The organism is Collinsella sp. AM18-10 (assembly GCF_003471585.1).
In the GTDB taxonomy this organism is placed as follows: Bacteria; Actinomycetota; Coriobacteriia; order Coriobacteriales; family Coriobacteriaceae; genus Collinsella.
The window spans coordinates 12,554-33,644 of the sequence record NZ_QRJO01000009.1 but is presented as its reverse complement, the minus strand read 5'-3'; the positions used below and the strand labels follow the sequence as shown (position 1 = coordinate 33,644).

Annotated in this window: 12 protein-coding genes; 9 read left to right on the top strand and 3 right to left on the bottom strand. The window is 60.9% G+C overall.

Annotation, left to right across the window (positions count from 1 at the left end; translation table 11 throughout):
* Nucleotides 1-9 precede the first annotated feature (9 nt).
* A complete protein-coding gene (locus DW211_RS06705; RefSeq protein WP_118259973.1) occupies nucleotides 10-2,505 on the bottom strand; it encodes a U32 family peptidase in 2,496 nt (831 codons plus the stop codon).
* Nucleotides 2,506-2,803: 298 nt separating this feature from the next.
* Between DW211_RS06705 and DW211_RS06700 the strand changes: the two genes are divergently transcribed.
* On the top strand, nucleotides 2,804-3,181 hold the full coding sequence (locus DW211_RS06700; protein ID WP_118259972.1) for a RidA family protein: 378 nt from the start codon (nucleotides 2,804-2,806) through the stop codon (nucleotides 3,179-3,181).
* 122 nt (nucleotides 3,182-3,303) lie between these two features.
* On the opposite strand, the gene DW211_RS06695 is transcribed toward DW211_RS06700, so the two are convergent.
* Complete coding sequence (locus DW211_RS06695) at nucleotides 3,304-3,960, bottom strand: transcriptional regulator (RefSeq protein ID WP_233502309.1); 657 nt, start codon at nucleotides 3,958-3,960, stop codon at nucleotides 3,304-3,306.
* 351 nt (nucleotides 3,961-4,311) lie between these two features.
* Here DW211_RS06695 and DW211_RS06690 point away from each other — a divergent pair, with 351 nt between their 5' ends.
* The 5 genes from DW211_RS06690 to xdh all read left to right on the top strand — a co-directional run bounded on the left by DW211_RS06690 (nucleotide 4,312) and on the right by xdh (nucleotide 13,688).
* Entirely contained in the window at nucleotides 4,312-5,706 is a 1,395-nt protein-coding gene (locus DW211_RS06690; protein ID WP_055285183.1) for a uracil-xanthine permease family protein, read from the top strand.
* 195 nt (nucleotides 5,707-5,901) lie between these two features.
* Nucleotides 5,902-7,257, top strand: a complete 1,356-nt coding sequence (gene ssnA, locus DW211_RS06685; RefSeq protein ID WP_118259970.1) for a putative aminohydrolase SsnA — start codon at nucleotides 5,902-5,904, stop codon at nucleotides 7,255-7,257.
* A gap of 150 nt (nucleotides 7,258-7,407) precedes the next feature.
* Complete coding sequence (gene ygfK, locus DW211_RS06680) at nucleotides 7,408-10,407, top strand: putative selenate reductase subunit YgfK (RefSeq protein ID WP_118259968.1); 3,000 nt, start codon at nucleotides 7,408-7,410, stop codon at nucleotides 10,405-10,407.
* Nucleotides 10,408-10,418: 11 nt separating this feature from the next.
* Entirely contained in the window at nucleotides 10,419-10,898 is a 480-nt protein-coding gene (locus DW211_RS06675; RefSeq protein ID WP_006235055.1) for a 4Fe-4S binding protein, read from the top strand.
* A 12-nt stretch (nucleotides 10,899-10,910) separates the two neighbouring features.
* Complete coding sequence (gene xdh / locus DW211_RS06670; RefSeq protein WP_118259967.1) at nucleotides 10,911-13,688, top strand: selenium-dependent xanthine dehydrogenase; 2,778 nt, start codon at nucleotides 10,911-10,913, stop codon at nucleotides 13,686-13,688.
* Nucleotides 13,689-14,224: 536 nt separating this feature from the next.
* Here the strand turns inward: xdh and DW211_RS06665 are convergent.
* Nucleotides 14,225-15,223 (bottom strand): hypothetical protein, encoded by a 999-nt coding sequence (locus DW211_RS06665; protein ID WP_118259965.1) that lies wholly within the window; start codon nucleotides 15,221-15,223, stop codon nucleotides 14,225-14,227.
* 530 nt (nucleotides 15,224-15,753) lie between these two features.
* Here DW211_RS06665 and DW211_RS06660 point away from each other — a divergent pair.
* The 3 genes from DW211_RS06660 (at nucleotide 15,754) to DW211_RS06650 (ending at nucleotide 19,555) form a co-directional block, all read left to right on the top strand.
* The gene (locus tag DW211_RS06660) at nucleotides 15,754-17,145 is read left to right on the top strand and encodes an ATP-binding protein (RefSeq protein WP_118259964.1); all 1,392 of its coding nucleotides are present in this window, start codon (nucleotides 15,754-15,756) and stop codon (nucleotides 17,143-17,145) included.
* 606 nt (nucleotides 17,146-17,751) lie between these two features.
* Nucleotides 17,752-18,363: a DUF4143 domain-containing protein gene (locus DW211_RS06655; RefSeq protein ID WP_233540967.1), complete on the top strand. Its 612-nt coding sequence runs from the start codon at nucleotides 17,752-17,754 to the stop codon at nucleotides 18,361-18,363.
* 457 nt (nucleotides 18,364-18,820) lie between these two features.
* Nucleotides 18,821-19,555, top strand: a complete 735-nt coding sequence (locus DW211_RS06650; protein WP_158568505.1) for a 3'-5' exonuclease — start codon at nucleotides 18,821-18,823, stop codon at nucleotides 19,553-19,555.
* Nucleotides 19,556-21,091: the final 1,536 nt, after the last annotated feature.

The window sequence follows — 21,091 nt, the reverse complement described above, 5'->3', positions numbered from 1 at the left end:
GCCTTTCGGTTAGCTAATTCCCACAAACATGCAGCCCGAGGTGGCGCCGCGCAGGCGGGCGGCCGGCTTGCGGCCGGCTTGAGCCGCCTCGACAGCGCGACGGACGCGAGCGACGGCACGGCCAATCTCATCGGCCTCGAGCAAGGTTCCGTCGACCATAAGACGGCGCACGTCGGCATCGAGCAGCTGCGGAACTTGCGGCGTGAGGTCGATGGGGTAGGCGTCGTACAAGCGTGAGCGGCCGTGGATGTCGGTACGCACCGGCATGACCTTTCCGTCGATATTCTTGAGCGAGAGCTTGCGGGCACGCAGGCGGCAGTTGGCGCAATCGTGGATGCAGCCGTTGGCAACCTGCAGAATGCAATGCTCGCTTGTCATGACGCGCGGGCGGCCAAAGACGGTGATGCCCAGAGCCGCGGGCGCGGCGGCGCCGAGCGAGACAATCTCGTCGAGCGTGATCTCGGGCGAGAGCCAAAACGCGCCGGCTCCGCGTTCGGCGAGTGCCTCCATGCAGGGCGTGTTGTGCACCGGCAGGCAAGAGCGAATCTCGGCCGTGGCGCCAACCTGGGCGGCCAGGGCAAGCTCAGAGATGTTGCCAATAGCGACCGTGGCGCCAGCAACAACCCATGGGTCAACGCGGACGTGGTCAACGGCGCGGCAGACCTCATCGAGCACGGGTACGATGCCCTGCTCAAACGTATCGGCGGGGGAGAGCTTGGCCGCATCGAGCGCGTCGGTGGTCATGTAGATGCGCGTTGCACCCTCCGCGCGAGCGGCCTCGGCGGCCTCGAGCGAGGTGACGGTAGCGCAGATCTGCGGCTCATCGCGGTAGTGCTCGGGCGCGGGGCGGGAATCATTGGTGACAGTCGCCGGTAGCTCGAGCGTGCGGGCGCGCTCCTCATACGGTGCCAGAATGGCCTCTTCCAGCGCCTTACAAGCGGCGGCGCGCACCTTGTGCACGGCGGAAAAGCCCATGCCGCAGCCCTCATCGAGCGCCACCTCAAAGCTCGCGGCCTCAAAGGGAGAGGAGCCCATGCGCCCGACGTGCTCAACCAGATCGGACGCCTCGACCGCACGGGTCTTGGCGGCCTCGACGGTGAAGCCCGTGGCGGTGGCGGTGAGCGCGGGGTCGTCACAGCAGGTGAGTGTGACAGTAAACGGCTTGCCCATGCGCGCCACGACGGACACATCAACAGCGCGGCGGCGCAGCACATCGCGCTTGAGCGCGGCGCCGGCGGCGTCGATGGCACGCTGGCTGCGAATCACGCGGACGCGGCAGCCCTCGGGCATGCTACGGGGCACGCGACACTCGATAACATCGCCGGCAGCGGCATCATCGGCGGCAATGGTGGTCAGGAACTGGTCAAACTCGTTATCGTGGCGAAGCTCCAGCAGGTCGCCCTTGCCCACGGGCTCAAACAGCTCAATGCGGGCGATGGCGGCGCGGCGACGGCGGTCGTCGGGCTTGAGGCCGCGCACATCGCGGTTGGCCGGGCGGCTGCCCAGCACCGTGCCCACGATCTGTCCGCGGTTGTTGGAACGCTCATAGCTCATCATCTCGTCGCCCGAGGTGCCGTCCTGATAGGCGTGCGTAAAGTCGCGGTTAAAGCAGCGCTTGAGCTGGCGCTGACGGGCGGCTTCCTCGTCCTTAGAGGTCGAAACATCGGCCAGCATATCGTCAATCTGATGACGATACACGTCGACGGTGGAATACACGTAATCGGGAGCCTTCATGCGGCCCTCGAGCTTGAGCGATGCGGCGCCGGCGTCATACAGACGGCGAACAAGCTGCGAAGTGTTGGTGTCGCGCGGGCACAGCGCGCGCTCGCGACCGGCAGGGGAGAGCGAGCGGCCGTTCTCGTCGATCAGCTCGTAAGGCAGGCGACAGGGTTGAGCGCACATGCCGCGGTTGGCCGAGCGGCCCGCCATGGCAAAGCTCGAAAGCAGACACAGGCCAGAGTAGCAAAAGCAGATGGCGCCATGGCTAAAGACCTCAAGGTCCACATCGGGCGCGGCATCGTGAATGGCGGCAATCTCGTCGATGGAAAGCTCGCGCGAGAGGGTCACGCGGTCGGCGCCCTGCTCGCGGCACCAAAGGGTTCCGCGGTCGTCGTGGATGTTCGCCTGGGTCGAGATATGCGTCTCGATGCCGGGCATGGTGCGCTTGACCTCAAAGAACAGGCCCCAGTCCTGGATGATGAAGGCGTCGGCGCCCAGCGTGGAGCAGCGATGGATGAGCTGCAGCGCATCGCTCATCTCGGACTGCTTGATGACGATGTTGACCGTGACGTAGACGCGCGAGCCGGCTAGATGCGCGGCGCGGCAGGCCTGCTCAAAGGCCTCGTCGGTAAAGTTGGTGGCCTTGCGGCGTGCGTTGAAGCTGCCCATGCCGCAGTAGATGGCGTCTGCCCCGGCGGCGAGTGCGGCAGCAAAGGGCTCGGGCCCTCCGGCGGGCGCCAAAAGCTCGGGTCTGCGGTTGGTGGTTCGACTGGCGGTTGCGGTCATATCCTGCCTTTCAAAATGCTCAGATACTCAAAAGTATAGTGGTGCCGTCGCGGCAGGCGATGCCCGTGCTCTAAGCGGGATAAAGTCTTCAGCAGCTTGGACTGGCTGCTCCACATGAGAACCGTTCAGAGGTCCGGGGAAACCGTTGGGCGATAAAATATTCTCGCAGCGTGATAATAATCTTGCATCGCGCGGAAACCTTGAGTACTATCCCAATCAAGCGCGGTGTTCAGACCGAACTGTGCCTCCCGGTGTGAACGCCGCGCTCCCGTTCCCTTTTACTTGTAAGGAGAAAAACATGAGCAAGACCGTCGTGTCTTCCGATAACGCACCCGCAGCCATCGGCCCGTATTCCCCCGGTATCCAGACTGGCAACATGGTGTTCCTGTCCGGCCAGCTGGGCATCGATCCCGCGACCGGCAAGCTGCCCGAGGGTGTCGAGGCCCAGGCCAAGCAGTCCCTCGCCAACGTCGAGGCTCTGCTGACCGCTGCCGGCGCCACGTTTGCCGATGTCGTCAAGACCACGGTCTACCTGGCCGACATCGACGACTTTGCCGCCGTGAACGAGATTTACGCCTCCAAGTTCGAGGCTCCGTTCCCCGCGCGCAGCGCTTTCCAGGTTGCCGCCCTTCCGGCTGGCGGTCTGGTCGAGATCGAGGTTGTCGCCGCTCTCTAAGGTGTTGGTAACAACTAAACATGACATGCAAAAAGACCCTGCAGCGCGTGCGAGCTGCAGGGTCTTTTGTCAAGCGATGCGACAAAAATGATCCGTTTCCCTTCGTCCCCAAGGGATCACGTTTAGCCCTCCTTGCGAACTTTTTGCAGGTAGCGGTAGACGCTGGGCTCCGAGATGCCCAGCGCGGTGGCGGCGCAGGCCACGGCGCCCTTGAGCATAAACACGCCGTTGCCGTTGAGGTGGCGAATGACGTCCACGCGGTCGCTCTGGCCAAGCGACGCTACATCCAGCCCGCGCGCGCTCAGCAACTCGGCAATGCTGCGGTCGATGAGCTCCTGTGTGGACTCCGAAAGGCTTTCGACCTCGATAGGGGCGGGCTCCGTGCGCGTCGGCGCCGCGTCGAAGCAGGCCATGAGCTGCTGTGCCATGGCGTTGATGGAGCGCACGGTCGAGAGATCGGTGTTGACGCAGAGCATGCCGACGATCTCTTTATCCTCGCGGATAAAGTACGTCGCTGACTCCAACGTCTTGCCACCGGCACCGCGCCCCTCATAGCCCGTAATAAACGGCAGGTCGCGATACTTTGGGTCGTGCATGATCTTGAGCGCCAGATCGGTGGCGGGACCGCCGACCTTACGGCCGCTCACGATGCCGTTGCGAATATCGACGATGGCGTGGTCGGGATCCGAGAAATCGTGCAGCACGATCTCGCTGTTTTTGCCGAGTATCTGCTCCAGGAAATCGACCATCGGCAAAAAGCGACGTACGGTCTCGTTCACGGGCAACTCCTTTGGGTGAAAGCGGAAGTTTCATAACAATTTTTTCTCATGGTAACACGCTGCTCATCATCTCGTATATCCGCAGGTACATGACGTAATGCAGACGAACGGTATGATTTTGGCGGTAAACGGTTGACCAAAAGAAAAGTTAGATGCTATTTTGACCAGACACTTTCCTGACCTGCGGAAATGCATTATCTCAGCTGAAGAATAGTCTGATAACAAAAAATTATTATTGAGAATGAGAATCATCTTTAATACGATATGCAACGAAGGCACAACCTCAACCCCGCACTGCGTCACAATAGAGCGTTAGATGCGAAAACAACTATTTCGAGGATTGGTGGTCAAATGACCCAGGAGACGGTTACGAACGGCACTGAAGCCCTGTTCACTCGTGAAGGCATGCCTCCCGTTAAGGAAATGATCCCGTGTGCCCTTCAGCACGTACTGGCATCGTTTGCCGGCATCATCACCCCGGCTGTCATCATGGCCGGCGTCTACGGCTTTAATAGCCAGCAGAGCACCGACATCATCCAGGTCGCGCTCATTCTTTCGGCGATCGACACGGCCCTTCAGGCCTTTGCCCCCTTCCGTCGCATCGGCGGCGGCCTGCCCATCGTCATGGGCGTTTCGTTCGCGTTCCTCCCGGCCCTGCAGGCCATGGGCGCCTCGGGCTTTAGCTTTGGCGCGCTGTTGGGCGGCGAGATTGTCGGCGGTGCCGTCGCGGTCCTCTTTGGTCTGGCCTACAGCAAGATTAAGTGGCTGTTCCCACCCGTCGTGACCGGTACGGTCATCTTCTCCATCGGCGTTTCGCTGTATCCCACGGCCGTCAAGTATATGGCCGGCGGTATGGGTACGCCACTGTGGGGCACCCCGCAGGCCTGGTGCGTCGCTCTTATCACCTTCGCCGTGGTCTTTGCGCTCGCCAACTTTGGCAAGGGCACGCTCAAGCTGGGATCCGTGTTCTTTGGCATGATCGTTGGCATGATCGTCTCCATCCCCTTTGGCATGATCGACTTCTCAAGCGTCGCCACCGCTCAGGTCTTCGCCCTTCCCAAGCTCATGCCCTATGCGCTCGAGTTTGATCCCGAGGTCTGCATTACCCTCGCCGTCGTGTTCCCCATGGTTGCCATCCAGGTTATCGGCGACGTCTCCGCCGCCTGCCTGGGCTCAATCGACCGTATGCCCACCGAGCGCGAGCTCTCCGGCGCTATCGTGTCCCAGGGCCTCACCTCTATGGTCGGCGGCCTGCTGGGCGGTCTTCCCACCAGCGCCCTTGGCCAGAACGTGGGCATCATCTGCTCCAACAAGGTCGTCAACAAGTGGGTCTTTGTGATCATCGCGGCCGTCTTTGCCATCGCCGGTCTGTTCCCGCAGCTCTCTGCCGTCCTTTCCGCTATCCCGCAGCCCGTCATCGGCGGCGCGACCGTCGGCGTCTTTGGCACCATTACCATGAACGGCGTGCGCATGTTCACCCGCGAGGGCCTCACGCAGCGCACTACCACCATCGTCGGTACCTCCGTCGTCTTTGGCCTGGGTATCTGGATGGCCAGCGGTTGCCTTGCCGGCGAGGGTATGCCCGCCTGGGTGTCCACCGTCATCGGCTCCAATGCCGTAACCCCCACCGCCATCATGGCCATCGTCCTTAACCTGATTCTTCCGCAGACGCCGGTCGTGGCTCAGCACATCGATGCTGCCAAGGACGCTGCCGTGGATCTGGTCTTGCCCGAGAGCAAGAAGTAACCAATTCGGTGCTATTCGTCGGCGGACGCATCGCCTCGTCCGCCGACGTCATGCGGCGTCAAGCCGCACTTCAAAGGGTTTGTCCCTTTGGTGAAGCGTTGACGGGAGAGGGCCCGTTTCCGGTGTAGGCCGGCGCTTCGCACTCCGCCATGTCAGAGGTGTCAAACCCCGCCTCTGATGTTGAAGGGAGCATCCATGCTTCTGGTCGCTAACGGTTCCGTTTTTACCCGCAACGCTCAGACCCCGTTTATTCCAAACGGTGCGGTCGCCATTGACGGAGATACGATCGTCGAAGTGGGCCCCGAGTGCGAGCTCAAGGTCAAGTACCCGGATGCCGAGTACGTCGACGCCCAGGGCAACCTCATCATGCCCGGACTCATCAATTGCCACACCCACATCTACTCGGGTCTGGCTCGCGGCCTTGCCATTAAGGGCTGCAACCCCACCAACTTCCTGGAGAATCTTGAGCAGCAGTGGTGGAAGATCGATGACAACCTGACGCTCGACGGCACCAAGGCCAGCGCCTATGCCACGATTCTGGACTCCATCCGCGATGGCGTCACAACGATCTTCGATCACCACGCGAGCTTCTGCGAGATCCCAGGCAGCCTCTTTACCATTAAGGATGCAGCTCAGGAGCTGGGCATGCGTTCGTGCCTGTGCTACGAGGTCTCCGACCGCCGCGGCCAGGAAAAATGCGACCAGGCCATTGCCGAGAACGCCGAGTTTGCCCAGTGGGCCGCCAAGGAGCGTCGCGATAACGACAATCACATGATCGCCGCCATGTTTGGCGGTCACGCCACCTTTACGCTGTCGGACGAGACCATGGATAAGATGGCCGAGGCCAACAACGGCCTGACCGGCTTCCACATCCATGTGTGCGAGGGCATGAATGACGTGTGGGACTCCCGCCTCAACCGCGGTGGCATCAGCCCCGTCGAGCGCCTGCTGCAGCACAACCTGCTGGGTCCCGACACCATGCTCGGCCACTGCATCCACGTGACGCCCGCCGAGATGGACATCGTCAAGGAGTCCGGCACCTGGCTCGTTAACAACCCCGAATCCAATATGGGCAACGCCGTGGGCTGCGCCCCCGTGCTCGAGTTCTTCCGCCGCGGCATCCCCGTGTGCATGGGCACCGACGCCTACACCCACGACATGCTCGAGAGCCTCAAGGTCTTTCTGATCATTCAGCGCCACAACGCCGCCATGCCCAACGTGGGCTGGTGCGAGGCCATGACGATGCTGTTCGAGAACAACGCCAAGATGGCGAGCAAGTACTTCGATCGCAAGCTCGGCGTGCTCGAGGCCGGCGCTGCCGCCGACGTCATCGTCATGGACTACAAGCCCTTTACGCCGCTGAGCGAGGAGAACATCGACGGCCACATGCTCTTTGGCATGATGGGCAAAAACTGCCGCACTACCATCATCAACGGCCGCGTCCTGTATAAGGATCGTAAGTTCGTTGGGATTGATGAGGACAAGATCAACGCGTGGACCATGGCCGAGTCCAAGAAGCTCTGGAGCACGCTCAACGATCGCGTGTATTAATTCCAATTGGAGATTCGCGCGCGTCGGATGTTTCGCCGCATCCGACGCGCGCATAGGCGGCCTCCGCGGGGTCGCCGGCGCTGTGCTAGCGCTACACCGTATTTGCGCCCGCCGCGCGGTCTCGCCGGGCGTTACAGAGAGGAGCTCACTATGAGCGACATCATGAGGCCGATCCCGTTTTCGCAGCTGATGAACTGGATCATCGAGGAGCACAAGACCCAGGACGCCATCTTTGGCGTGCGTAAGATGGTCACGGCCAACCAGGAGGGCGCGCTTCCCATTTTTGACGAGCGCATCGAGACTCCGTTTGGCCCGGCCGCCGGTCCCAATACGCAGCTGGCCCAGAACATCGTGGCCTCTTATGTGGCCGGTTCCCGCTTCTTTGAGCTCAAGACCGTTCAGGTTATGGATGGCGAGGAGCTCTCCAAGTGTGTGAACAAACCCTGCATTGTGGCGCAGGACGAGTGCTACAACTGCGAGTGGTCGACCGAGCTCGAGGTCCCGCAGGCCTTTGCCGAGTACGTGAAGGCATGGTTCGCCTGCCACCTGATCGCCCGTGAGTACGGCCTGGGCAGCCCGGACGGCTTTGTCTTCAACATGTCGGTGGGCTATGACCTGGAGGGCATTAAGAGCCCCAAGGTCGACGCGTACATCGAGGGCATGAAGGACGCCAGCGGCTCCGACGTCTGGAACGAGTGCCGCACGTGGGCGCTCGCTAACCTGGACAAGTTTGAGCATGTCGATGCCGCGTTTGTCGAGTCCATCCCGGCGCGCGTCTCCAACTCCATCACCGAGTCTACCCTGCACGGCTGCCCGCCGGCGGAGATCGAGCGCATTGCGACCTACCTCATCACCGAGAAGGGCCTCAATACCTACATCAAGTGCAACCCCACGCTGCTGGGCTATGAGTTTGCCCGCCAGCGCCTCAACGAGCTGGGCTTTGACTACATCGTCTTCGATGACACGCACTTCCGCGAGGACCTGCAGTGGGTCGACGCCGTGCCCATGTTCGAGCGCCTGATTGCCCTGTGCGCCGAGCGCGGCCTGGAGTTTGGCGTCAAGCTGACCAACACGTTCCCCGTCGACGTGACGAGGAACGAGCTGCCTTCCACCGAGATGTATATGTCCGGCCGTTCGCTGTTCTCGCTGACCATCGAGGCTGCCCGCCGCATTACCGAGCAGTTTGACGGCAAGCTGCGCATCAGCTACTCCGGTGGTGCCACGGTCTACAACATCCGTGCCCTGTACGATGCCGGCATTTGGCCCGTTACCCTGGCGACCGACGTACTCAAGCCCGGTGGCTACGAGCGCTTTAGCCAGATGGCCAGCGAGTTTACCGATCTGGACGGCAAGCCGTTCGCGGGCGTCTCTCTCGAGGCCGTGACCGCGATCCAGACCGACTCACTCACCAACCCGCTCTACAAGAAGCCGCTGCGCCCGCTGCCCGATCGCAAGGTCGCCGGCAAGAGCCCGCTTTCCGACTGCTTTACCACGCCGTGCCGCACGAGCTGCCCCATCCAGCAGGATATTCCCGCCTACCTGGCGGCTGTTGACGAGGGCCGCTACGAGGACGCGCTCAACATCATCATCGAGCGCAACGCCCTGCCGTTCATTACCGGTACCATCTGCCCGCATCCCTGCGGCCGTGCCTGCGAGCGTGCATTCTACGAGCCCGAGGGCGCCCAGATTCGCGCCAGCAAGCTCAAGGCCGCCCGCGAGGCCATGACCGCCGTGCTGCCCAAGCTGCGCGCCCAGGCCATTGCCAACGACGCCGAGCGCAACGTTGCCGTTATCGGCGGCGGCCCGGCCGGTCTGGCGACGGCGTTCTTCCTGACGCGCGCCGGCGTGCCCGTCACTATCTTCGAGGCCCGCGACTCTCTCGGCGGCGTGGTCCGTCACGTGATCCCCGAGTTCCGTATCGCGAGCGACGATATCTCCCACGATGCCGAGCTCTGTCTGGCCTTTGGCGCCAAGGTGCAGCTCAACGCCCGCGTGGAGTCCATTGACGAGCTCAAGGCCCAGGGCTTTACCGACGTAGTCGTGGCCACTGGTGCCTGGATGCCCGGCTCTGCGGGCTTGGGCGAGGGTGCCGAGCTCGACGTGCTGGAGTTCCTCGAGGCCGCCAAGAAGGGCGAGAAGCTCGAGCTGGGCGAGGACGTCGTGGTCATTGGCGCCGGCAACACCGCCATGGACGCGGCCCGCGTGGCCAAGCGCCTGGCTGGCGTGAAGAACGTGCGCCTGGTGTATCGCCGCACCAAGAAGCAGATGCCCGCCGACGAGGAAGAGCTCGATCTTGCTCTTGCCGACGGCGTTGAGTTCTGCGAGCTGCTGGCGCCCAAGGCGCTCAACGGCGCCGTGCTGACCTGCGATGTTATGGAGCTTGGCGAGCCGGATGCAAGCGGCCGTCGCAGCCCCGTCGCCACGGGCGAGACCGTCGAGCTTCCCGCCACCACGGTGATTTGCGCCGTGGGCGAGGGCATCGATGCCAGCCTGTACGACGCCGCGGGCGTCGAGCACGACCGTCGCGGCCGCCTTGCCGCCACCTCCACCGGCGTCGAGGGCGTCTGGGCTGCAGGTGACTGCCGTCGTGGTCCGGCCACCGTGGTCGAGGCTATCGCCGATGCCGCCGAGGTCGCCCGTGCCATCGCTGGCGTGGACTTTAACAAGTACGCCGACTGCAACGAGCAGGCCGGTCGCGAGGACGCCTGCTACGAGCGCAAGGGGTCGCTGTGCCGTGACAAACGCAACTGCACCAAGACTCGCTGCCTGGGCTGCGGCTCGGTGTGCGAGGTCTGCTGCGACGTGTGCCCCAACCGCGCCAACGTGGCAATTAAGGTGCCGGGCCTGGCCAAGCACCAGGTCGTCCACGTCGACGGCATGTGCAACGAGTGCGGCAACTGCGCCGTGTTCTGCCCCTACCAGGAGGGTCGTCCCTACAAGGACAAGCTCACCCTGTTCTGGAGCGAGCAGGACATGGAGAACTCCGAGAACGAGGGCTTCCTGGCTGTGGACGAGGACCACTTTAAAGTCCGCGTCGCCGGCACGGTCCGCACCGTCTCGGTCGATGCCGTCAACACCGGTCTGCCCGAGGCTGTCCGCCTGACCATCAAGGCCGTGCGCGACAGCTATCCGTATCTCCTTAAGAAATAGGCGAGTCTCTTATGGCCAAATCCATTCAACATAACGTGGCCTACGTTGCCTGCGGAAGCGGTTGCGCCTCCGCAGGCGGCGACGCCCGCTGCAGCGAAGGCTGCATTGGCTGTGGCGCCTGTGTCACGGCCTGCCCCCACGGCGCCATTGCGCTGGTCGATGGCATCGCCCGCGTGGATCGCTCCAAGTGCACGGGCTGTGGCCTGTGCGGCATGGCGTGTCCGCAGCGCGTGATTGCCTTCGTTCCCGGCTACCAGAACATTCTGGTGCGCTGTAACAACACCGACAAGGGCGCCATTGCGCGCAAGATCTGCGACACGAGCTGCATCGGTTGCGGCATGTGCGCTAAAAAGTGCCCTGCCGGCGCTATCCGCATCGAGGACAACTGCGCCCATATCGACGGCGTGGACTGCCTGTCGTGCGGCATGTGCGCCGTCGTCTGCCCGCATGGCGCCATCCACGACCGCACCGGCATCGCCGCCGGCGTGTAGAAGGGAATCACCATGGCACAGGAATTCACTTTTACCGTTAACGGCGTCGAACGCACGACGACTCAGAACAAGCCGCTGCTCCGCTACTTGCGCGACGACCTGCACATCCATTCCGCCAAGGACGGCTGCTCCGAGGGCGCCTGCGGTACCTGCACCATCCATGTAGACGGCGCGGCCGTCAAGGCGTGCGTGCTAACCACCGCTCTTGCCGCCGGTCGTAACATCGTGACCGTCGAGGGCCTGCCCGAGGACGTGCGCGAGGCCTTTGTGTACGCCTTTGGCGCCGTGGGCGCCGTGCAGTGCGGCTTTTGCATCCCCGGCATGGTCATGGCGGGCGCGGCGCTCATCGCCGAGGACCCCGAGCCCACCGAGGAGCAGATCAAGTACGCCATCCGCGGCAACGTCTGCCGCTGCACCGGCTACAAGAAGATTATCGAGGGCATCTCGCTGGCCGCTGCGGTGCTCCGCGGCGAAAAGCAGATCGACGAGGATCTGGAGCGCGGCGACGACTACGGCGTGGGCAAGCGCGCCTTCCGTATCGACGTGCGCAAGAAGGTGCTCGGCGAGGGCAAGTATCCCGACGACATCGACGAGCTCGATCAGCCGGGTCTGACCTACGCCAGCGCCGTGCGCTCCAAGTATCCGCGCGCCCGTGTGCTCTCCATCGATACCTCCAAGGCCGAGGCCCTGCCCGGTGTGGTGGGCATCCTGCGCGCTGAGGACGTGCCGGTCAACCAGGTCGGCCACCTTATCCAGGATTGGGACGTCATGATCGCGGCGGGCGATATCACCCGCTGCGTGGGCGATGCCATCGTGCTGGTGGTCGCCGAGGACGAGGCGACGCTCGAGAAGGCCAAGAAGCTCGTAAAGATTGATTACGAGCCGCTGGAGCCCGTGCGCAACATTGTCGAGGCCAGGGCTGCCGACGCCCCGCGCCTGCACGACAGCTTCTTTGCCTTTGGCAACACGGTAGAGCTCAAGGACAACGTGTGCCAGAGCCGCCATGTGACGCGCGGCGACGCCGCCAAGGCGTTGGCGGAGAGCGCATTTACCGTGACGCAGCGCTTTACCACGCCCTTTACCGAGCATGCCTTCTTGGAGCCCGAGTGCGCCGTCGCCTTCCCGTACAAGAACGGCGTCAAGGTGCAGTCGACCGACCAGGGTGCCTACGATACGCGCAAAGAGTGCGCCCACATGTTTGGCTGGGATAGCGAACCCGAGCGTGTGGTCGTCGAGACCATGCTCGTGGGTGGTGGCTTTGGCGGCAAGGAGGACGTGTCTATCCAACACCTGGCCGCGCTCGCTGCCTATAAATTCCAGCGTCCTGTGAAGTGCAAGCTCACGCGTGCCGAGTCACTTGCGTTCCATCCCAAGCGCCATGCCATGGACGGCACCTTTACGCTGGGTTGCGACGCCGAGGGCAACTTTACCGGACTGGACTGCGAGATCAACTTTGACACCGGCGCCTACGCGTCGCTGTGCGGCCCGGTGCTCGAGCGCGCCTGCACGCATGCCGTCGGCCCCTACAAGTACCAGAACACCGACATCCGCGGCTTTGGCTACTACACCAACAACCCGCCCGCCGGCGCGTACCGCGGCTTTGGCGTTTGCCAGTCTGAGTTTGCACTCGAGAGCTTGATCGACTTGCTGGCAGAGAAGGTCGGCCTGGATCCGTGGGAGATCCGCTACCGAAACGCCATCGAGCCGGGCGAGGTTCTGCCCAACGGTCAGATTGCCGACTGCTCCACGGCGCTTAAGGAGACGCTGCTCGAGGTCAAGGATGCCTATTACGCGCATCCCGGACACGCCGGTATCGCCTGCGCCATGAAGAACGCCGGCGTGGGCGTGGGCCTGCCCGACGCCGGTCGCTGCAAGATTCGCGTCGAGGACGGCGTGGCGGTGGTCTATGCCGCCACGTCCGACATCGGCCAGGGCTGCAACACGGTCTTTTTGCAGGACGTTGCCGAGGCGTGCGGTCTGCCGCTGAGCTGCATTGCCAACGGCGAGTGCTCCACCGAGAACGCTCCCGACTCCGGCACCACGTCTGGCTCGCGCCAGACGGTCGTGACCGGCGAGGCCGTGCGCGCCGCCGCCTTCCTGCTGCGCGACGCCATGGTTGGCATCGAGGCCGGCAAGCCTGCGCCCGCCGCTCCGGTGAGCGCGCATGGCGACGGCGTCAAGATCGAGTACGACGACGGTCGCGCCTATCAGCTGCGCACGCAGGAACTCGTCGCCGGCCAGGGCATGCATCCTCAGGATCCCACGGCCGCCATCAAGGCGCTCGAGGGATGCGAGTTTGGCTACGTGTACCTGGAGCCGACCGACAAGCTGGGCGCCGACGTTCCCAACCCCAAGAGCCACATCTGCTACGGCTTTGCCACGCATGTGGTCATTTTGGATGATGACGGCCGCGTGAGCGAGGTCTATGCCGCGCACGATTCCGGCAAGGTTGTCAATCCCATCTCCATCCAGGGTCAGATCGAAGGCGGCGTGCTCATGGGTATGGGCTATGCGCTTACCGAGGATTGGCCGCTCAAGGACTGCGTACCCCAGGCAAGGTACGGCACGCTCGGGCTGTTCCGTGCGCCCGAGATTCCGGATATCCACGCCATCTACGTGGAGAAGGACGAGCTGCTGCCCGTGGCATATGGTGGCAAGGGCATCGGCGAGATTGCAACGATCCCCACGGCGCCCGCCGTGCAGAACGCCTATCGCGCATTCGACGGCAAGCTGCGTCCGGATCTGCCCATGGTGGATACGCCGTACAGCCGCGCTCGTCACCGCGGGTAGAGTAGAGCGCGGACGACCATTGCTGACTGCCGTCTGCGCTTGCCATCAACTGTATAAGCTGCGCCTTTGGCCCCAGCTCCATCGTGAGCCGGGGTCTTTTGTTTGGAGCGGAAACTGTGTCCCGGAATCGATGCTCAGAGTGGGATGCAGTTTCCCCTTGGAGCCCTCGACGGAAATTGCATCCCAGAATCGATGTTCAGAATGGGACGCATTTTCCTTTTGATCCTCTAGCGGAAAGCGTGTCCCGGAATTCGGCTCCAGAGTGGGATGCGCTTTCCGGTTGGAGCTTCAAACGGAAAGTGCATCCCGGAATCCGCACCTGGAATGGGACGCACTTTCCGGTTGTCGTTCACTTGGAAACTGCATCCCAGTTTGAGCGTTCATTCTGGGACACGCTTTCCGTTAGGCCTACCATCCGGAAAGTGCGTCCCGTTTTGAGCGTCCAGACTGGGACGCGCTTTCCGCCAGCGTGGCTGCTGGGAAAGCATGTCCCAGATTGGCAAGATGCGACGCGGCGAGTCGCCGTTCAGCGGCCCCTACAGCTCCACGTCGTTGAGCCATGTCGGCAGCGCGGTCTGCCGGATGCCTGCCGTCTGCAGCTTTTTGGCGAGCATTCCTGCCGAGCGGACCTCGTTCATGGTAAAGCGCAGCAGAGGGTGACCGTAGAGCGATAGATGAGCCTCGCGCTGTCGTTCGGCGATGAGCGCCTCGGCGGTGGTGCGTCCGGCCAGCATGGTCTGGTCGGTATATTTGATGAGCCCGTCGAGCTCGCCCAGCGTGAGTTCCCGCGCCTGGCGCTCCCAGGCAAAGTCCGTTCGTATGGGCTTGGCCGAATCGAAGAGGTCCGTCAACTCGTATTGAAGCCAGTCGGGCGCTAAGCCCGTCTCGATCATGACGGCTCGGGTGACCGATTCCCCGCCGCTCTCGGCGCGGGCGTCGGCATATCGAAGCGTTGTGAGGGCGGTGCGAATCGCGCGACCATTGCGGGCAGTCGCTCGTTGCTCAACGGCCTCCATCAGCTGTTCCCGTGCAAGGCCGAGCTTTAAAATCGCCGAATCGGCAATGGGCATGCCGTCGGCAAAACCAGTTTGCAGCAGGCAATCTGTGACCGTTTGGATTGGCGGCGTTACCGATATGCCGGCTCTGCGTATTGCTCCGGCCGGCTCAATCTGGTGCCGCTGAATATGTGCGCCCTGACGAGCCGACGGCTTTGTCGAGCTGCAAACATGCACGACGTTCAGGTGCCGCCACGAGACCTCGAGCCCAAGCAGACAGGCGGCCGAAAACGAGCAGAACGTCCAATCGGGGTGGATGATCGCAAGGGCGCGGATAATCTCGCAATGGCGTTGCGCTCGGTTGAGTTCATCCCAGCGCGTTTTTCGCGCAAACAACCCCGGCATGGGCGAGACAACCGTGCCGCCGGTGCGCCGAAGGAGCGCTTTTCGGATCGCCGTGCTCGGGGGAATCAGACAGCGCCCCTCTTGTTCGGCTTGAGTGAGCAGTTGGTCGATGAGCTGGTCATTGCAATGGGTCATGAGCTACCGCCTCCTTTTGGGTAGCAAAAACGTATCAGCTGGAACTTGCCGCTCAGCTGACCAAAAGCTGACCAAAATCTAACCATGCAGGTAGATGGCCTGTTTTCGGCGACATTTTTACATCCGAATCGGTGGGCGGTAATCGGCGACCTTGAACGGTAGCGAGTTATGAAGACTGGGTAAGTTTCGGGACGTGTACTTTTTTGAAAAAGAGCATTCTATCTGCTGTTTTGCGTTTCTGGATCGCATATTTGAAGGCATGTGATAAGGGCGGCGGACTGTCGCCTTGTATCTGCGGAAGCTGTGACCCGGAATTGCCGCTCAGAGCGGGACGCGCTTTCCGGATGGCATGTTTGGCGGAAGCTACGGCCCAGTTTTTTGCACCAGAACGGGATGCGTTTTCCGGGACGGTCCGCGTGCGGTGGTGTAACGTCCCTTTTGCGTGGCCCGCTTGTCGAATTACGTTATAGCTAGCTATATTATAGGAAGGTATAATATAGCTAGCTATAACGTAAAGGAAGGATGACCCTATGTTTATCGGAAGAACAGCGGAAATGTCCGAGCTCAATCGACTGTATTGCACGGGCTCCTTTGAGATGCCTGTGATTTACGGCCGCCGTCGCGTAGGTAAAACGCGCCTTATCACAGAGTTCATTCAAGGCAAGAATGCTATTTACTTTCAAGCTCGTCGTACCAATGCAGAGGCAAACCTGCACGGCTTTAGCCAGGCGATACTTGCAGGCTCGGTTGGTGCTGCAGGCGTGTCGTTTCGTAGCTTTGACGAGGCGTTCGATGCATTGGCCACCATGGCTCGCACGGAACGTTTGATTGTCGTGATTGACGAGTATCCCTACCTCGCCCAATCGAATCCCGAGATCAGTTCGTTGCTGCAAGACAAGATTGATCACCTGTACAAAGAGACCAGGCTCATGCTGATTCTATGCGGCTCGTCTCTTTCGTTTATGGAGGAACAGGTGTTGGGCTACGAGAGCCCACTATACGGTAGGCGTACGGCCCAGTTTAAGATCATGCCGCTCGATTTTACGACGACCCTCGGCCTGTGGCAGAGCATGAGTCGCGAAGACGCTGCAGTTTGCTATGGCATGACGGGCGGCATTCCTGCATATATCGAGAAAGTCGATCCTGCCGTATCGCTCAAGGACAACATCAAACGTCTTTTTCTTACTCCTACGGGCTATCTCTTTGAGGAGCCGAGTAACCTGCTAATGCAAGAGTGCCGCAATCCCGAGCAATATGATGCGATCGTGCAAGCAATTGCTCAGGGGCGCTCGAAGATCTCGGAGATTGCGAGCTCTACGGGAATCCCTGCGAGCAACGTAAAGAGCTATGTGGATAAGCTGGCGTCGCTTGGGATTGTCGAGCGCGAGCTGCCCCTAAACGAGACGAGCAATAAGCGGGCCGTGTATCTACTGAGCGACCAGATGTTTAGGTTCTGGTACAAGTTTGTTCCGCAGAACATCGGGCTGATTCAAAACGATATGGCCGAGATGGCGTATAAGCGCATTGAGCCGCACATATCGGATTACATGGGCACGGTCTTTGAGCATATATGCAGACAGTATGTGTACGAACTCGCGCGTGCGGGCCTGCTCGATGTGGTTCCGGCGAGCGTCGGGCGCTGGTGGGGGACGGATAATCGCACGCATACGCAGGAAGAAATCGACTTGATTATTGACGATGGCGAGGGCGCTGCACTGTTTGCGGAGTGCAAATGGCGCAATGAACCGGCGGGCGAAGACGTGCTGCAAAAGCTCGTGCATCGAAGCGAGCTCTTTAGGCGGCAGCATAAAAGCTACGTGATCTTCTCGAAGCGTGGCTTTACGCAGGGATGTCGGGATGCCGCAGAGAGTAGGGGAGATACCAAGCTGATTTCGTTTGCCGAGATGTGCGAGCGGAGATAACCAAGCGCGCTCTGATGTAATGCTCGGAATGGGTTGCGCTTTCCTTTTGCGACCTTTGGCGGAAAGTGCGTTCCAGATTTCGGCTTCAGAATGGGATGCCGTTTCCGGATCGGCCCTCAGGCGGAAACTACGACTCGGAATTTGGCTCCAAACCGGGATGCGCTTTCCCGGCGGCGTCTCTGGCGGAAATTGCACCCCGGAATGAGCGCTCAGAGTGGGACATGCTTTCCTAACGAGGCCGCATGCGGAAACTACGTCCCGGATTCGATGCTCAGGACGGGATGCCGTTTCCGATAGAGGCATGGGGTGGAAAGCCTCCCATTTCTAATGTTCAAGAAATGGGAGGCAGCTCATCGCGAGCTGGGGCCTTTTGTTTGGAGTGGAAGCTGTGTCCCGGAATTCGGGCAATCCGGTGGTCAGGGGTTGAGCGAGCGTCGCGCTAAGGATGCCAAGCGTAAAACCTTCAATGAAAATAGCGTAAAAACTACATCGATAACGGCGTAAAAACTACATTGAAAGTAGCGTAAAAACAGCATTGAGAATGGCGTAATTTCGCATATCGCATGATCGCCCGAGCTTGCACACGGCCTTTTGCGAGCTCTTGCCATGAACGAGAGCCAGGCTGTCACGTACAAGACGCTCGTAAAGGACGCCTCGTACGGTGAGGCGGGCCCCGACGAGAGGACCATCGCTGCGTACTTGGACCTCTTCAACAGGCTCAAGCTGACCGAGGACCTGTGCGGATGGGAGCCGCCCATGCGCTCGAAGGCCCGCGTTCGCGTGCGCCCCAAGCGCTACTTCTGTGACCCGTCACTTGCGGCGGCGTTGCTGGGGGCTACCCCCGAGCGGCTGCTTGGCGATATGCAAACGCTGGGGATGCTCTTTGATAACCTCGTTCTGCGCGACGTGCGCGTGTTCCTTTCCACCTACGGCGGTGTTGACAACAGTGTCCATTATTTCCGAGATGAGAAGGGCCTTGAGGTCGATCTCATCGTTGAGCACGACGGGCGCTGGGGAGCCATCGAGGTCAAGCTGAGTGATGCGAAAGCAGACGATGGAGCGAGAAATCTCAAGGCGCTGGAGAGGAAAGTGCTCTCCAATCCTGCCGCCCAGAATGCCGCGCCGGCGTTTTTGGCGGTCGTGGTTGGAAAGGGGAGCATTGCCTACACACGCGACGACGGCGTGGCGGTGATCCCCGTGGCGGCACTTGGGGCGTAGTGGTTTTGCGGGGCGTGCCGTGCTTCCTTTACCGAAAATCCATTTGGTAAACCAGATGCTCGCGGATAGAATAAAGTCGACGGCAGCCCAAGTAGTGAAGAGCTGGGCAGCGCCGTTGCTTGGTCAAGAGGTCAGTGCCTTAATGGCAGCGACTTGTTATGCTTCGAATGCTGCTTGAGTGCCTCGGAAAGTTCGATAAGCGCCGTGAAGAGCAAGACCAAAGCAACCAAGAGCTCTACGAGCTCTGATGGGCCCGGGATGACCTCTGATTCAAGTCACCGGGCCTCAACTTTTTCATCCATTTGAATAGAGTGGGCGGCGCTCTCGGGGCCGTCTGCATGGCGTGTGCCTGGCGTATGGTATTGCGCCCCGCTTTCATGTCCGCACGGGCGCCTATCCTTACGGCAATGTAGCCGCCTATGTAGCAAGCGGCAGGCAACGGAGAAAGGCCCTAACCGTGTCAGCTGAAAAGACGCCGTGTATCTCGGCTATCGATACGACGAACTTTGCGCGCCAGATCGTGCTGGACTTTGAGTTTGCGCCGGTGCCAAAACAGCGCCAGCGCCGTGGACTGCGCAACGAGATTATCGAGGTCGGCGCCGTCAAGCTCGATTACCACGGCAACGTTATGGGCGAGTTCTCACAGTTTGTGCAGACGGAATTTACCGAAGGCGTTGCGTTTCCCGTCCGCGAGCTTACGGGGATATCGGCTGTGGACACCGCGATGGCCGATCCGCTCTATGTGGTGATCAAAAGGTTCAGCGATTGCATCGGTCGCTACTCCGCCCAGGTGGTTTGCTGGAGCGGGGCGGACCGTCGACAGCTTTTGACCGAGTGCCAGGCAAAGCATATCGATCTTTCCGCATTTCCTACGGACTGGGCCGACCTGCAGGCGTTTTACACCTCGATCATGGACGTGGGCAGTCACGGGTGCGTCTCTTTGAGTGACGCGGCAACGTGGTTTGGCATCGAGTTCGACGAGTCGACGGGCCAAGCCCACAGCGCCTTAGCCGATGCGCGTGTGACCGCCAAGCTGCTCAAGCAGATGATGGACGGGGACTATCACGCGAGTCCGCGCGCTCAGGAGATCCGCCAACGGTGGGGGATGGGCGAGCGAGCTCAGACGCGCCTTTCCAGCAAGTGCCCCGAGCTGGGCGACCTGCTGCTGAAGCTGAAGGCGGAGGGGAGGTAGGCGGGGCTCATTTGGCGACAAGCAGAAGGAATGGTTGCGCGAGGGATTCCGGAATCAGCATCAGAGGGCTGTGCTTGAGACGCTATTCAAGGACACGCTGACACCCGCCGAGACCAAGCAGGTCATGAGTATGGACATCGAGAAGGCATCTATTATCGAAGAACGGCTTCCAAACATGATTCGCTGGATGGACAGGCATGGACCCGTGGCGCTGCGCGCGTTATCGTGCACAATGAGGCATACGGGCTGCCAGATGCGAGCTATCCCGACGAGGTTATGAGCAACTGTATCATCGAGATTATCGAGTACTTCTACGAGATGGATTTGGCGGCGTAGAGCAATCTGATTTTACGCGTTTGCAGGAGGAAACCGGTATGGCAGACGAGCTTGTTTTTAGTGGCGGCGAGATAGTTTACACTATGTCCCAACTGCCCAAAGTTACATCTGTACCGCTGAACGGTAGCGCTGTGCTGGTTGGTTTTAAGGACGCTCCCGATGGGGAGGAGGTCCTCTTCGATTTTGACCCTCGGGCTGAAAGGGCTACGAAGCTCGACTATGAACTTGCAGCCGTAAGCGGGCTCCTCACGGGCGCGTTGAATATCCTGTGGCAGAAAGACTTCAACCTAGAGGGTGCCAAAGCCTGGGGCGATGAGAAGGCTGGCAATTTCGTTCTTACGGTTGCCAAGTCTGCGGGGATGACAAAGGCGGATGCAACTCTGGAAGATGCTATTCGCTTTTTGGAGAAAGAGTTTCCTTTTGCAGCGGACAAGCTGACTGCCGAGTTTGGCGGCGGGCTCCAGCATCATCTGCGGGATTTTTCGCACCACCCGAGTTTGGTTGGCCTTGCGTGTTCGATCCTCTCGCAATTCACGGGCAAAGGCTATGGTACCGATACGGCCGGCCGGTTTGTCGCCTTTGACCTGCCTGCCGTCGCCTTCGATCCCGACTGCCCTCTTATAGGCAGAAACGTTCCAGAGAAGATCGCGTTCGGCACTCTGTTCTGGGCGATGCATCTCATGAGCGACATGGCGGGGTCTAGTTCAAACCCCGGTAAGGGGACGGGTATTCCCGGCGTCGTGTTATCCCTGCTAAAGGAGCTCTCCTCCCTGCCTGTTTTTCAAGACGTGCAGATTGCCTATAAGGGCGAGGGTATTCGCATTCAGCAATGGATCTCAAAGCTGTTTAACGGAACGGCGTTCAAAACCGAGGACGGCAAGCCCATTCGCTTCGACCTTCGGACGGAAGTCGGTCTTCTCGATCAGGCCTTAAGCCAGGTGCCAGCAGTCGTGGCCAACGAGGTTATCGTTCGTTGTCTCTACATGCTTTCAAGGCTCAAGGCCGAGCTAGAGCGTTGTGAAGTGAGCAAGGTCTCCGGCTTGAACAAACTCAAGGCTTCGCATTTTATGCCCTATAACAGTAGGGCCCTCACTCGCATGGTCACGGTTTCGAGCACCTCGTTTGTTCTGGCGAATCTGGCGACAGCGGCGGTCAGGGCAGGTGTCGAATGCAAGGGGAACAAGGTCGTTTTCGCCCAGA